This window comes from Bacillus mesophilus (assembly GCF_011008845.1).
Lineage (GTDB): Bacteria > Bacillota > Bacilli > Bacillales > SA4 > Bacillus_BS > Bacillus_BS mesophilus.
The window spans coordinates 323,548-338,086 of the sequence record NZ_JAAIWM010000004.1 but is presented as its reverse complement, the minus strand read 5'-3'; the positions used below and the strand labels follow the sequence as shown (position 1 = coordinate 338,086).

17 protein-coding genes and 1 riboswitch are annotated in these 14,539 nt (G+C 35.2%); of the genes, 12 read left to right on the top strand and 5 right to left on the bottom strand.

The features are described 5' to 3' along the window. Window positions 1–185: 185 nt before the first annotated feature. Window positions 186–869 carry a cell wall hydrolase gene (locus G4D63_RS13720; protein ID WP_338023948.1) on the bottom strand — a complete coding sequence of 228 codons (684 nt, stop codon included), beginning with the start codon at window positions 867–869 and terminating at the stop codon, window positions 186–188. A 355-nt stretch (window positions 870–1,224) separates the two neighbouring features. Between G4D63_RS13720 and G4D63_RS13715 the strand changes: the two genes are divergently transcribed. Then, window positions 1,225–3,198, top strand: coding sequence for an ABC transporter permease subunit (locus G4D63_RS13715; RefSeq protein WP_163180215.1), 1,974 nt, complete (start codon window positions 1,225–1,227; stop codon window positions 3,196–3,198). A 197-nt stretch (window positions 3,199–3,395) separates the two neighbouring features. Here the strand turns inward: G4D63_RS13715 and G4D63_RS13710 are convergent, their stop codons facing one another. Beyond that, a complete protein-coding gene (locus G4D63_RS13710) occupies window positions 3,396–4,160 on the bottom strand; it encodes a CPBP family intramembrane glutamic endopeptidase (RefSeq protein WP_163180214.1) in 765 nt (254 codons plus the stop codon). Window positions 4,161–4,641: 481 nt separating this feature from the next. Here G4D63_RS13710 and G4D63_RS13705 point away from each other — a divergent pair, with 481 nt between their 5' ends. The 5 genes from G4D63_RS13705 to G4D63_RS13685 all read left to right on the top strand — a co-directional run bounded on the left by G4D63_RS13705 (window position 4,642) and on the right by G4D63_RS13685 (window position 7,380). Beyond that, window positions 4,642–4,923, top strand: a complete 282-nt coding sequence (locus tag G4D63_RS13705) for a YkvA family protein (RefSeq protein WP_204559106.1) — start codon at window positions 4,642–4,644, stop codon at window positions 4,921–4,923. A 76-nt stretch (window positions 4,924–4,999) separates the two neighbouring features. Next, a complete protein-coding gene (locus G4D63_RS13700; protein ID WP_163180213.1) occupies window positions 5,000–5,362 on the top strand; it encodes a DUF5392 family protein in 363 nt (120 codons plus the stop codon). Between the two features lie 152 nt (window positions 5,363–5,514). Continuing rightward, the gene (locus G4D63_RS13695; RefSeq protein ID WP_163180212.1) at window positions 5,515–5,868 is read left to right on the top strand and encodes an SCP2 sterol-binding domain-containing protein; all 354 of its coding nucleotides are present in this window, start codon (window positions 5,515–5,517) and stop codon (window positions 5,866–5,868) included. Between the two features lie 133 nt (window positions 5,869–6,001). Next, entirely contained in the window at window positions 6,002–6,745 is a 744-nt protein-coding gene (locus tag G4D63_RS13690; protein ID WP_163180211.1) for an alpha/beta hydrolase, read from the top strand. A gap of 164 nt (window positions 6,746–6,909) precedes the next feature. Further along, window positions 6,910–7,380: a glycosyl-4,4'-diaponeurosporenoate acyltransferase CrtO family protein gene (locus tag G4D63_RS13685; protein WP_275580306.1), complete on the top strand. Its 471-nt coding sequence runs from the start codon at window positions 6,910–6,912 to the stop codon at window positions 7,378–7,380. Between the two features lie 67 nt (window positions 7,381–7,447). Here the strand turns inward: G4D63_RS13685 and G4D63_RS13680 are convergent, their stop codons facing one another. Further along, window positions 7,448–7,762, bottom strand: coding sequence for a spore coat protein (locus tag G4D63_RS13680; RefSeq protein ID WP_338023949.1), 315 nt, complete (start codon window positions 7,760–7,762; stop codon window positions 7,448–7,450). Window positions 7,763–7,775: 13 nt separating this feature from the next. Further along, complete coding sequence (locus G4D63_RS13675) at window positions 7,776–7,961, bottom strand: hypothetical protein (protein ID WP_163180209.1); 186 nt, start codon at window positions 7,959–7,961, stop codon at window positions 7,776–7,778. A 152-nt stretch (window positions 7,962–8,113) separates the two neighbouring features. Next, window positions 8,114–8,216, top strand: a riboswitch (TPP riboswitch). A 94-nt stretch (window positions 8,217–8,310) separates the two neighbouring features. Between G4D63_RS13675 and G4D63_RS13670 the strand changes: the two genes are divergently transcribed. The 4 genes from G4D63_RS13670 to G4D63_RS13655 all read left to right on the top strand — a co-directional run bounded on the left by G4D63_RS13670 (window position 8,311) and on the right by G4D63_RS13655 (window position 11,555). Further along, window positions 8,311–9,597, top strand: coding sequence for an acetylornithine deacetylase (locus G4D63_RS13670; protein WP_163180208.1), 1,287 nt, complete (start codon window positions 8,311–8,313; stop codon window positions 9,595–9,597). Window positions 9,598–9,602: 5 nt separating this feature from the next. Next, a complete protein-coding gene (tenA, locus tag G4D63_RS13665) occupies window positions 9,603–10,271 on the top strand; it encodes a thiaminase II (protein WP_163180207.1) in 669 nt (222 codons plus the stop codon). 247 nt (window positions 10,272–10,518) lie between these two features. After that, window positions 10,519–10,737, top strand: coding sequence for a YozE family protein (locus G4D63_RS13660; RefSeq protein ID WP_163180206.1), 219 nt, complete (start codon window positions 10,519–10,521; stop codon window positions 10,735–10,737). A gap of 131 nt (window positions 10,738–10,868) precedes the next feature. Further along, window positions 10,869–11,555, top strand: a complete 687-nt coding sequence (locus G4D63_RS13655; protein WP_163180205.1) for a hypothetical protein — start codon at window positions 10,869–10,871, stop codon at window positions 11,553–11,555. A gap of 1 nt (window position 11,556) precedes the next feature. Here the strand turns inward: G4D63_RS13655 and G4D63_RS13650 are convergent, their stop codons facing one another. Beyond that, window positions 11,557–11,745 carry a hypothetical protein gene (locus G4D63_RS13650; protein ID WP_163179925.1) on the bottom strand — a complete coding sequence of 63 codons (189 nt, stop codon included), beginning with the start codon at window positions 11,743–11,745 and terminating at the stop codon, window positions 11,557–11,559. Between the two features lie 144 nt (window positions 11,746–11,889). Here G4D63_RS13650 and G4D63_RS13645 point away from each other — a divergent pair, with 144 nt between their 5' ends. Further along, window positions 11,890–12,072, top strand: a complete 183-nt coding sequence (locus tag G4D63_RS13645; RefSeq protein ID WP_163180204.1) for a YozD family protein — start codon at window positions 11,890–11,892, stop codon at window positions 12,070–12,072. A gap of 435 nt (window positions 12,073–12,507) precedes the next feature. After that, window positions 12,508–14,505: a penicillin-binding transpeptidase domain-containing protein gene (locus G4D63_RS13640; RefSeq protein WP_163180203.1), complete on the top strand. Its 1,998-nt coding sequence runs from the start codon at window positions 12,508–12,510 to the stop codon at window positions 14,503–14,505. The last annotated feature ends 34 nt before the right edge of the window (window positions 14,506–14,539 follow it).

Sequence of the window (14,539 nt, the reverse complement as noted above, 5' to 3'; positions counted from 1 at the left end):
ATCTCGTTCTACTACGAATTAATCATAAACTAGCTAATGGAGGAAGTGAAAGAGAGGTGTAAAAAAACTTCCGAATGGGGCTTAGAATTACTGATACAGCAGACTTGTTAAAGAATAACCCAATTCAATTCTTAAACTTTCCATTTAATACTTTTCATTTAACTATTGAACTAGTTTAAATCACGTCAATATTTAAATACATGTTGCCCTATGACAACGGCTGTCTTTCTAGAATCAAGCCATCGACTTGTTGCAATGGTGGGATTATAAAAGAATAGTGAATCTCCTGCAATATTTCTCATATTTGTTAGGGCTGCATGAACTGCTCGAATGGATTCTGGATCTGCTGGTTTGTTGATTTGTCCATTTGCGACAGGTTGAAATTGTCGTCGTTGATAGATAACACCCTTTATCGTGTTAGGAAATTTAGGGCTTTCCACTCGATTTAAGACTACATTAGCCACTGCTACTTTTCCTTCAAAAGGTTCAGTTTGAGCTTCAGCTCGTACAATTCTTGCCAATAAATCTATTTCATAGTCTGAGAGACTAAGACTCTTAGAGCTGGTTTCTTTCTCATTATCAATATTTTGACTTTCTTTAGAGCTGTCATTAGAAGTTGCATTTGGAAGTTCATTTTGCATTCTTACTTCACTAGAGCTAAGATCTATATCTGTATTTATAACTTGTCCGACAATAATCAGATCAAGGTTTTTAATTTGTGGGTTAGCTTCTGCTAATTCTTGTAATGTTAAACCATTTTCCCTTGCGATTTCTGACATTGTGTCCCCTTTTTCTACCGTATAAGCAAATACTGAATCAGCCGTAAAAAGAGTAGCTAAAAATACTAGTGCAAACATTAGTTTTTTCACAGTGCAGTCCTCCTAATGGTTTAATAGTTTGGAATCTCTTATATGTCCTATTTCTATGAAAGAAAAATAAGTAATAGCATTACAGCTTGTTTACATGAATGTTACAAGGAGCTCTTACTCTGTAATTGGATATAAATGGTATATACACTTTTCCATAAGATATAAAAAAGTGAAGTGATTGTTTTCCACAGTAAGTAGGTAGGACAATCACTTCACTTTTTAGTTGAAATATTAGTACAAAAATATAGTATGGATAAGGATATATTTGGTAATAAGTGGTTTACATTTACAATATTTGGATATATATTAAGTTTTAACTAATGTCCAAATATTTCTAATTTAAGGAGTTAAACAAATGCTCTTACTAATGAATAAAATGTTGAGGAGTTTTATACTTCTATTTCTCGCTTCTGGTTTTATTGTTTATTTAGTTATGATCTCGACAGATCAAATCTATTTTTCACATAAGACTGATTGGAGTTATATGTATCAAGCCGTTCTCGATTATTATCGAGTTTTAATTAGCGAGCAATCCCTAGGGGTATCTAAACATTCTCTTCCTGTAAATGAAATAGTATTTGAACATATTGCAAGAAGTTTGAAGATCATTATTCCTGCCTATATCATCAGTATCATTATTGGAATACCTCTAGGAATCATTCATTTTATGGTTAGGAACCGAAAGATTCAGAGCAAGCTACATAAAGTTAATCAAATAATATTTGGTACGGTTCCAGATTTTTTTCTGTTGATTGCCGCTCAATATGGATTGCTATTGCTAATCAGAGGGAAAATGATTGAGGTAGACCTATTTGGTCATGAAACGTTGTTTAACCTGTTATTTCCTCTTTTTATCATTAGTATTACACCCGTTTTTTACATTTCGAATATAACCTATCAATCTCTTTTAAATGAGAAGGATAAGGATTATGTAAGGACTGCTATGTCTAAAGGGACGAGAGAACTGCCTATTATTCTCAAACATTTGCTCTGGAATGCATGGCCAACCATTCTTGGATACAGCCAAACTCTAATGTTAATCATTATTAGTAGTTTACCAATCATTGAAAGACTATGTTCTTATAAAGGTGCAGGGTATCAGTTACTTGCATCGCTTAAGGTAAATGATACTTATACAATTATAGGGCTACTTTTACCGTTTCTTGTACTAGTATTAATTAGTCTATGGGTTACAGATTTGATTAAATTAATCATTGCTCCAACTAGTCTAGACCAAGAATTATCTGATGACACAATTTCTAATGCAAATAAATTCAAGGTCCTTAAACTCGTATATTATTTCTTGAAAACATTTCCTTTCAAAAAGGCTACCAAAAATGTCCTGGTTTTTATAAAAGAATATCCTTCTTTTGCGTTGGGAGTATTCATCTTAGTGGGGATGGCTATGATGGCAATTTTGGGGCCAATTATGCCCTTTGTTGACAGTAAACTTGAGGGTTTCCGAATTGGTTATGACGAGAATGGTAAATTATTAAGAGCTCCACTTCCACCTAGTAGTGAGTATTGGTTTGGAACAGATCGGGAAGGACGTGATCTGTTTAGCATCATTGTCCATGGAGCAAGAGAAACCTTTTCAGAACTCTTTTTTATAGTTGTTTTACGGTTTATCATTAGCATCCCATTTGGGTATTTTGCTGCTGTACATAAGGGTACACGAAATTTACTAGGTTTTTCTAACAGTCTACTCTCTTTTTTACCAGCAATAATTTTAGTAATGTTAGTTGGTAACCTTCCATCTTTACAGGAGTCTTACAGTCGTTATGCTCTTCTAATGTTAGTAATTGCTTTTTTAGACATAGGACGTATTGGTGAGATCATGAGGCAGGAATTTACAAAAATAAATAAAACGGAATACATGGTAGCAGCAGTATCAATGGGAACAGAATGGTATCACATTATTACGAGATATTATATTCCAATTATCTATCAAAAAATTGTTTATATTTTTATAAGTGATATGGCTCGAATTATGGTCCTCCTTGGTGGACTTGGAATCGTTCAGGTTTATTTAGCACAAGACCTGAAATGGGATCCTCAAGTAGGGATGACGATAGAAAACTTAACATTCACTTGGCCTTCCTTGCTTTCTAACTCCTTAAGGGATATACAAACGGCACCGTGGATTCCATTCTTTCCGTCTTTAATGATCGCCGTCACGATTATAGGATTAAATCTATTTGGCATAGGTTTGAAGCATTTCATTGATGATTATAAGAATAAGAAGCAACAAGAAGAGATTTTAAAGGGTAAAAATGAGACACATGAAAATTGGATTACTAATTATTCAAAGGAAAATATTAACCTATGAGAATGAAAGAAACTTACTTGTTGAGAAAACAAGTAAGTTTTTTTAGATATGTAAACAAGTGAAAAAATATAGCTCAGCATAAAAAAACATAGATCGAAAAAATACCTTATCAGGGGACTGTTCACGATCTATGCGAAGATTGCTAGATAGGAATAGTTGTAGACAAAAAATTAATTGATTTTACATGATAAGCTAGTTTAAAAAATCCCTGGTATGATAAAAGCAAAAAACAAACCGTTTCCGATACCATGTATAACCGCTGCCATCCAAGTGCTTTTATATCGTTGAGCCATGAAAGATATGAGGAAACAGGTTGGAATAAGAACGATATAGTTCCATTTCAGAAAGGCGTGAAAAAAGAAAAGCCATAAAAAACCATGAATAATCCAAGTCCATTTTCCGAATGCAAGCTCCTGACGTGGAAGAATATACCCTCTCCACCAAAACTCCTCTCCCAATATATTGCATGTTAGACAAACAAACCACACTAGAAGAATCCACCAGTTTCCTTCCAAAGGAGTTCCCATAAATTCAGTAAATGGTAATACGAGCGTTTTATTAGGATCTATAAATTCTGGAAGTATTTCTGGTGGTGCAAAAAAGGGAATGACAGATAATGTTTTACTTGTGAATTTCAGCATTTCCTCTAAACCAACTATTAATAGAAATGTTCCAATTGAAATCATCCACATTTTCCTATTCATCCTTTGGAGACGAAACCTCTTCACTATTGCATGCATAGTAAATGGATTTCCTTCAATCCTATAAGCGATCAAGGATGCAAAGAAAAGTAAACCTAATAGACCGTACAACGCTAAAGGAAAACTAATAATTAAAGGAATACCCATAGAGTCTAAGTAAGGTACACCATAATAAATGTTTATATATAGAACAACACTTGGAATACCAAAATACAGCAGTGATTCACCAAAATACATTGGTTTTAACTCTTTTATATTCAAGAATGAATGCTCCTTTTTATCAATTTGGTTTTATAAGTAAAATGAGTTCATAACAAAAATACCACAGCTCACTCAACTGTGGTAGAGGAATTTCCAATTTTTTCATGAAATATACATAAAGAAGGTTAGCCTGTTTGGCCACTAAGCAATAATCATTGGATTGGACTACACTAATCATCACAAATTTACCATTATAATTAAGCAACTTTGGCACAGTGAAGTTAGTTATTGACAGGTGAAATAAAATATTATATCTTTATCTCAATAGTTGAATATTGTATCTCCTAAAGGGGAGTAGCTTTTATAACAAAGTCGTCAATTCAGAGGTTCATCCTCTCGGCTTTGTTAGCAACACTACTGTTGTTAGCAAGACCTTTACCTGTTGGTAAAGGTCTTTTTTGTATCTAAAACCTTTACCATTAAATGGTGAAGGTTTTTTATTTTAACGTTTAAAAAATAAATTGAAAGTAAGGTGTTATACATGGTGAAAATGTTTAGCCGGTTAAAGTTCATATTTAAATTTTGGAAGTTTATTCCCTTTATTAAAGATTTCTTCAAGTCCAAGGAAGTACAGCTTCATCATAAAGCACTTGGTGCTTTGTTAATCTTAACTTACCTAGTGTTTCCCTTTGACTTAATTCCGGATTATCTCATGTTGTTTGGATTCATTGATGATCTGGTTATTGCAACCTTTGTGCTAGACTGGATGGTAAAGCTGGCACCGCAATCCTTAAAAGATAAATATAAGGCCACAGGCTTATAATCTAGCCCTAAAGACGGTTATATTTATATTGAAAGCTTTAATTTAAATGAGTTTGTTATTGTAAGGAGGAAATTGAATGAACTTTATAAAGTTGGAAGCTCCAAATTTCGCAAAGCGGGAGTTTGAAAAATTACAGGAAGTCATCTCTCCATTTGTAAAAAAAGCTTCTCGCTATGTATTCTGGTCCTTTCCGTTAATAGCTGTATCCATTATTAATGTATTTGTTCTCCTATTTGGTACGGGGTTTGATCATTCTCAAATATCCTCTCTGGTTATCTATGCGATCTTAGGAGCGATTGGTATGGCCCTTTCAAAAGAAGCGAAGCATCAGCAAGTAGAAATTCAGAGACTAAGCATGGACTATATAGTAAATCGAATAAGAAACAGCGATCGTGTGTCTGATCGTGTAAAAGAGAAATATATTACTCTTGTTACTTAATGATTGAATTTTTTAACAATTCTCTTTTCATGAACATATTCCTATGATATCTTTTAGAAAAGGAGTAGGGGGAATTACATAATTATTATATTTACATTATATTTGTAAGCGATTTCATTATTGGGTTACTAGACTAGAAGGAGATGATTTAGATGAGTAAACAACATGGAACATTATCAGAAATCATGGATAAGATTCAAAGTGAGTTAAACCAGAATTCTGAACCAATTTCAGGTGTTAATACCATTTATCAATTTGATATTTCTGGAGACGCTGAGGGTTCTTTTCAACTGCGTTTACAAGATGGCACGGGAAAGGTAGTTCTAGATGTAGATCAAGCAGCAGATTGTACGTTAGTCATGTCTTTTGATAGTTTTCAGAAATTCTTGACTGGAAAGCTAAATGGTACAATGGCTTTTATGACTGGAAAACTTAAGATAAATGGTGATTTAACAAAAGCCATTAAATTAGAGGCAATCTTAAAACAATACAACTTTAGTGACTAATGTGAAAAATAACATGTCGTTTTAAGTCCAGTTAGTAGCTATGTAATGGTGTTTAGAATTTATATTAGAATAATAGATATAGAGAGATTTAAGAAAGAAATGTATTAGAATATTTCACACTGGAGGTATGGGCATGTCTGAACGCTATCCAATTTTAAAAGGCGCTGAGCCATTTTATTTTGAAGGAAACCGTGTTGGAATTTTGGTGTCTCATGGATTTACAGGCTCTACCCAGAGTATGAGACCGTTAGGTGAGGCCTATGCTGCTGCAGGTTATACGGTTTGTGGTCCACGTCTGAAAGGACATGGTACACATTATGAAGATATGGAACAGACAACATTCCAGGATTGGGTTGACTCAATTGAAGAGGGATATTATTGGTTAAAAGAGCGTTGTGATACGATCTTTATGACCGGTTTATCAATGGGTGGGACGCTTACCCTTTACATGGCAGCTAAATACCCTGAAATTCTGTCGATTATGCTGATCAACGCGGCGATTGACATTCCGGCAATGGATCCAGTCATCGAGTTAGAAGGTGTTAGGTTTTTAGATGCAATCGGTTCTGATATTAAAAAGCCAGGAGTGAATGAACTAAGTTACGACAAAACACCTGTTCAATCAGTTAAAGAGCTTTTAACTTTTATAAATGAGGTAAAACAAAAGTTAATGGACATTACTTGTCCAGCTCTGATCCTAGTATCTGACGAGGATCATGTTGTACCACCAGATAACGCAAAATATATTTACGACAGAATAGGTTCCGAAGTGAAAGAAATTCAGCATCTGAAAGATAGCTACCACGTTGCAACCCTTGATTATGATCAGGAAATTATTATCAATAATACGTTAGATTTTATTAAAAAGTTTCTCTAATAAAATCCATTCAAGTCTCTCGTTTTGTGCGAGAGGCTTTTTTGCTCTTAGGTAAGTTTAATACAGACAGTTAAATAAATATAAAAAAGTTTTATAAATCTTGTATAATGAAATAGGAAAATTATGTGAAAATATTGGGTGGCTAACAAAGTGTTCAGCCCAATCTGGATTTTTTAAAATGGTTTTATAATTTTAGGCCGAGAAAATGGGAAGAGCATACTCATTTGTTTAGACTATGTGGTGTTTGGTTCTTTAAAAGATTAATTATATTTCTAGTTAACAACCTTTATCGTTTGATATATCGAAAGGAGCTTCCTAAACGCCCGAATAACTACATATTATGGAGTCTTTCAGCTGACGGACTAAGAGGTTTTGAAAAGTATACTCGAAAAAATGAAGGAGTTCATGTTTTCTTACAGTTCATACTTGTTTTTATGCTTTCGTTAAACATCTATGATCAGAATGAGATAAAAATCATCTATTATGTTCTTATCATTATTATTAATACTCAAGCGATTTTATTGCAGAGATATAATCGAAATAGAATATATAAAATTTTGACTAAGAAGTTCGGAAAAATAAATCTGACTCAACAACAAGGGGAAATGGATGAAGGTAAGGAACTCAGTTACTAAGCTACCAAAGATGTTGTAATATAAATGAACATGGAAAAGCTGTCGTTTTTAGACGACAGCTAATCTTTTATTGAAGTTGATTTTGATTCATCATACCTTGATTCATTTGTTGGTTCATGGCATTCATTTGGTTGTCTTGCGAGAATTGCTGCTTAACTTGCTGTATATTTTGTTGGCTAGCTTGAGAAGCGGGAGTGTAGTAGTTGCGTTGAACTGCAGCCTGATAAACCTCCCATTGCTTTTGCTCATCTGAATTACGAATTTGTGCAATCGTATCACGAAGTTCTTTATTATCACATTGAGCAATCACTTGAGCATAACCCGCTAGACTTGAGTTTAAATTCGATAGGTAATCAGATACCATATCCTTTTCTTTCATCATATTTATATCCTCCCTATCCTAAGAATGACATTAATTGTTGTTTCGTTTGTCTTGCACTCTGAGCATGCTGTTGTAACATTTGCTTAATTTGTGGATCCTGGCATTGCTGTGCATATGTATCTAATTTGGTCGCGCAAGTTTCATGACCGCCAATTAGATGACGAAGATTTTGAAGCTCAAGTTCATTTAAATTTGCCATCTTGCTTCCTCCTTTCTTTTACAAATCTTACTTTTTGTTTCAATGTGGTCTTTTATACCTAACATTACAGTGATATTAATTTAGAATCGATGTAATCTTTTTGTTGAGATAAAATCCATATTCTGCTAATGTTTTAATTAAATAGAATATCGTAAAAACACTAGGGGTGCTTTTTAAGAAGCTGAGAGAGACAATGTCTTAACCCTTGAACCTGCTCTAGGTAATGCTAGCGAAGGGAAGTGGTATGTGACAAAACGGCTAAGCAACTGTTTGTATATTCCCACTTCATGTTTAATGGAGTGGGTTTTTAGTTTTATTTTCAAAAGTAACTTGAAAAGGATGTGTGAAAGTGGCGCAAAAAATAGATTCACTGATAGAACTGGTAGATCATAGACAAGGTGAATTGATAAACTTATTAGAGAAATTAATACGATTTAAAACACCAGCACCTCCAGCAAGAAATACCGAGGAAGCCCAGCAATTCATTTCTTCTTTTTTGAAGCAAATGGGGTTTGAAGTGGATAAATGGGATATTTATCCTGGAGATCCTAATGTGGTAGGTGTTTTAAAAGGAGCTGAATCAAGTGATTACCAGAGTCTCATTATCAACGGTCACATTGATGTAGCTGAGGTTCATGAGTCAGAACCGTGGGAAAAGGATCCGTTCACACCTGTTGTAAAAGATGGCGTCATTATTGGACGAGGTGCCTCAGACATGAAAGGAGGTCTTGCTGGTGCGTTATTTGCGATTAAGCTTCTTCATGAAGCTGGAATTCAGCTACCAGGTGATTTAACCTTTCAATCTGTCATTGGTGAAGAAGTAGGGGAAGCTGGGACATTAGCTTGTTGCCAGCGAGGGTATAAAGCTGACTTTGCATTAGTAGTGGACTCAAGTGATTTACATATACAAGGACAAGGTGGGGTCATTACAGGGTGGATTACCTTAAAAAGCACTCAAACCTATCATGATGCTACAAGAAAACGGATGATTCATGCAGGTGGGAAATTATTTGGAGCGAGCACGATAGAAAAAATGACAAAGATTATTCAGGGCTTGCAGGACTTGGAGAGACATTGGTCCGTTATGAAAAGCTACCCTGGCTATGATCCTGGTACAAACACTATTAATCCGGCTGTTATTGAAGGGGGAAGACATGCAGCTTTTATTGCAGACGAATGTCGTTTGTGGATTACCGTTCACTTCTATCCAAATGAAACTCACGAGGAAGTTGCTAAAGAAATAGAAGACCATATTCGTAAGGTAGCAGAGGGAGATATATGGTTAAGAGCTAACCCACCTATGTTTGAATGGGGTGGTACTTCTATGATTGAGGAACGAGGAGAAATTTTCCCATCGTTAGAGGTAGATCCAAATCATAAAGCAGTAAAAACATTAATGCATTGTCATGAAACCACTCTAAAGCATGAAGCAATTGTCGATGTATCTCCTACTGTCACAGATGGAGGGTGGTTTGGTGCCGCTGGAATCCCAGCTGCTATATACGGGCCAGGAGACTTAGGCAACGCTCATTCCGTAAATGAGCAGTTATCTATTAATCAATTATTGGATTATACAAAAGTAATTTTGCGATTTATCTATGAATGGAGCCATACAAATAAAAATATTGGAGAGTGAATATAATGAAGTTTACACAACGTCTTTATACAAATATTCAACCTGAATGGAATAAAAATCATACCCATCCATTTGTAACAGGAATGGGGGATGGCACGCTAAATCAAGAGAAATTCCGCTTTTATATGATTCAAGATTATCTTTATTTAATGGAATATGCCAAGCTTTTTGCATTAGGGGCAATGAAATCTAATGAAGTTGAAACAATGGGGAAGTTTGCAGCGTTATTACACTCCACATTAAATGAAGAGATGTCACTACACCGAAGTTATGCTGCTAAAGTTGGTATATCTATTGAAGAATTAGAAAACGCTGAGCCATCACCCATCACATTAGCTTATACACATTATATGCTGCATCAAGCACAGAATGGCACTTTAGCTCATCTTGTAGCGGCACTATTACCGTGTATGTGGAGTTATTGGGACATTGGTAAAGAGTTAAGTAAAATTCCAGGAGCAGCTACCCATGAATTTTATGGTGAGTGGATTAGTATGTACAGCTCTTCAGAGTTCGGTACGCTGGCAACTTGGTGTATCGACTTACTTGATGATTTAGTGGAAGGAAAGCCTGAAAAAGAACTTGTAGAATTAGAAAAAATCTTTACGAACACTACTCGATTTGAATATATGTTTTGGGAAATGGCCTATCATCTTGATATGTGGCCAGAGTAAAAGTAGACGAATTGTTTTGGAGGGGCTAGATAGCCTCTCCTATTTCATTTAACGTTTTTTCGTAAAATTGATATTTTATCAGTTTTGTAGAGCTCCGGTGTTCATGGGGGAGTGAAGGATGTAGGGACCCTCAGTGGTATCGTCATTATTAGAAGTAATAAATGTGGATTGGACAAAAAATAAGTCTCTGCTATAATAGTTAACTACAGATGAAACATTAGCGAACCAAGGTAAGGAGGGACAACCCTTGACTAAATCTTTTTACCACTTTTTATTAAAATATAGAGCGTTAAAACCAAGAGATGAAATTTCAGAATTTGCAAATGCTGCCTACGAGGATCATGGTTTTCCAAAGCAGTCAAAGGATTATTATGAATTAACCAATTATTTAGAGTTAAACGGTTTTTACTTAAAGAGTATGTCAACATTTGACCATGTATGGGATTTATATAAACAAGAAGGATAGTGCTCAAATAAGAGCGCTTTTTTTTGTGTGAATTTTTCTGAACTCAATTTCCCTGTATTTCTTATTAGCGATTTTTAGAAATTTGCATATAATACACTATCAATTATTTCGATGTCTAAGGAGTGATCGCCTTGAAGAATAAAAAACCAAAATTTAAGGTTGGAGACATCGTTGTAATTTCTTTATTTGGTACAGTGTGTAAGGTTTCAAAGGTAAGAACACTTGATGGCATGTATGTATATGAATTAAGTAACAAAGAAGGTATTTACTTAGAGGACACACTTACAAGTATTAGAGAATATGATGAATCAGTCCCGAAAAATGAGACACTTCAGATTGAGTTTAAATATTTCTTTGGAGACCTTGTACAGGTCATCGGATATGAACAAGAGATTTTTAAAATTGTCGGACTTCGAACTGAAATTTGGAGATATAAAAAAGATGCATGGGAAGATATTACGTATGAATTATCTAGGTTATCTGACGGTGAATGGTTAGAAGCGAGTGAAGAAGAAATTATCTTAATCGCTGACCATGTAGAGGCTCCTGTTTTTTTACAAAAACTTGAGGTGTTGTATTCAAAATCAAAAGAAACTAAGGTGATGGAGTTGTTACAGGCTATGAATCTGCAACGAAAGACAGAGAAAGAACTCCTTCGATTAAAACGAGAGCGTAAAGCTATTATTGATGGTTTACTTGATGTGTACAATGACTATAAAACTCTTTATGAGCTATTTGAAGAGGAAGAATATAAAAATGTGATGGATCTAGTGATGGATAATTTAATAAAGTTCACCACTGGAAAAGCAGACGAATAGATTATCCTTTCATCATAAATTGAATAAAGATCCATAGGAAATAGGGAATCCCGCCAAATAAAATGACGTTAAACATTCCATTTGTTATTTTCTCCATTATTTCATCAAAAGAAGAATGCTGCTCTACTCGAGTCACATTGCTAGTCGTTCGTTCAAGTTGATTGACTGATAAGTTAATAGATTTTTCCATGATATAACCTCCTAATTGCTTGTCCATTCTTACTACCATCTTATGAATACAGTTTGAAAATAGAACCTATTTATTCTACAAAACATAAAACTTTTTATCATAAAAACTCGGTGGACAACATAAATCGAAATAAGGGGTGATAACATGAAAGAGATTGAAGTGGTGATAGATACAGAAGAGCTTGCTGAGTTTATTTATGAACAACTTCTTCTTAGAGGTTACGTCCCTAGTGATGAAGAAGTAGAGGAAGTAGCGGACGTGGTGTTTGATTACTTATTAACAAAACAGGTTGTAGAGGAAATTTGGGAAGAGGATAATGATTCATAAACGACGACTAGTTCGTCGTTTTTTTATTTGTTAGGAAATTATAAAATTTTTCATTTGTGGATAACTTAGCCAAGTGCATAGTAATCTGGCTCCAGCGCCCAGCCAAGATGAAATTGCGATGATCTTTGCAATTTCATCCTACCTCGAGGGAAAAAGGAAGTACACTTTTTCCTAGGTCAAATAACCCTTGAAGAGTAAAAGGGAAAGATCACCCCTTTTTCTCTTCAAGGAACATTTGCTATGCCCGAGGCTAACCAGGGCACTTGCGCCTTTTGTTCTTTGTAGAAAACCCCTAAACCTACGAATCAAGAAAAATAGGAATCTATAGTAATGAATGGTACAATTAAACTGGGATAATTTTGAAAAACAAGGTAAAACCTCATGTTTCTAAAGCTAGTTAATGAGTTATACCTATAGGTAAAGGTGGGTATTAAGTTGAAGAAATTTATTTATTTTGGCATTTTGATGTTTTTACTAGTAGGCTGCTCGGAGAAACCTAAACCAGAGGATCGATTTGCTGATTATGTGGAGCTTTGGAACCAACAAAAATTTAGTGAAATGTATGATAAACTTGCAACCGAAACAAAAACTACATATGACGAAACTGCGTTCAGTGGGAGATACCAGCTGATCTATGAATCAATTGGGGTATCCAACTTGAAGATACAATTTGTTAAGCCTGAAGAGGAAGTTGATGTAAAAGATAAAGAGGAAATAAGCTTTCCTTATGTTGTCTCAATGGATACAATTGCTGGTCCAGTTGAGTTTGAACATGAAGCAACTTTAGTTAGAGAAGAAACAGAAGAGAGTGAAGATTGGTTTGTTCAATGGGACACCACTCATATCTTTCCGCAATTAAAGGCTGACCAGGAATTAAAAGTATCGTCTAGTGAACCAGTTCGGGGGCAGATTTTCGATGTTAATGGTGAACCTCTCGCTCAAAATGGGTTTGTGAATGAAGTAGGAATTGTTCCTGGTAAACTAGGGGAAAGCCGAGATCAGACGATTCAAGAATTAGCTACAATACTAGAAGCATCTGTTGAAGAAATCAATAAGGCACTTAGTCAAAAATGGGTAGGGCCAGAAACGTATGTTCCAATAAAAAAGATTAACCCGCAAAATGTAGCATTGAAGGAAAAGTTGTTAACCCTTGATGGAATTATGATCAATACTGGAATTGAATCAAGATACTATCCATTAGGTGAGGCAGCTGCTCATTTAATCGGGTATGTACAAAATATAAATGCGGAACAGCTTAAAGAATTGGCGGGAGAGGGATATACCCAACATTCAGTAATAGGTCGGGTAGGGCTTGAGCAGGTATTTGAAAAGCGGTTAAGAGGCGAAGTGGGTTCAAAAATTTACATACCTGAAGGAGAAGTGATTGCTGAAAAGGCTCCAATCAATGGAGAAGATATCTTTCTAACTATTGATGTTGGATTACAGCGGAAAGCGTATGAACAGATAAAAGCTGATGCTGGAACTGCTGTTGCAATCAACCCGAAGACAGGTGAGACATTGGCGTTAGTAAGTTCACCTTCCTACGATCCAAATGATTTCATATTTGGAATGTCAGGTACTCGTTGGACTGAGCTAAATGATAATCCGTTAAAACCTTTATTAGCAAGGTTTAACAAAACTTTTTCACCAGGATCCACACTAAAGCCTATTACAGCAGCAATTGGTTTACAGGCTGGGACTATTAATCCAGATGAAAAAATGAAAATAGTAGGAAAGACTTGGCATAAGGACACTTGGACAGACGGTAAAAAAATAACACGTGTTTCTGAAGGGCTAACAGATGTAAATTTAAACGATGCTTTAGTCACCTCAGATAATATTTATTTTGCAAGGGCTGTGTTAGATATTGGACAGGAAAGCTTTTTAAAGGGATTACAAGCATATGGGTTTGACGAAGAATTAGGGTATGAGTTTCCAACAAGGATGTCTACAATCACAAATAATGGCTTCACATCTGAGGGGCTCCTTGCTGATTCAGGGTATGGCCAAGGGGAAATACAAATGAGTCCGATCCATTTATCTAGTACTTATTCTGCTTTTGTAAATGAAGGAAATATGATTAAACCATTCTTAGAAAAGAAGGAAAATGACCTTAAGACTGAGTATTGGAAAGAACAAGTCATGAGTCCGGAACATGCGAATACCATTCTTTCTAGCTTAGTGCAGGTTGTAGAGAATCCGGCAGGCTCAGCACATAATCCAATTGTTGAAGGAATTAGTATTGCGGGTAAAACAGGAACAGCTGAGTTGAAGGCATCAAAAGATACAGTCGCGGAAGAGAATGGCTGGTTTGTTGCCTTCAATACAGATCAACCTAATTTACTGATTGCCATGATGATTGAAAATGTGAAGGTTCATGGAGGTAGTAAATACGTAGTACCAAAAGTAAAGGAAATATTTATTACACATTAAGGTAAAGACTACCATTTTTTTGGTAGTCTTTTTT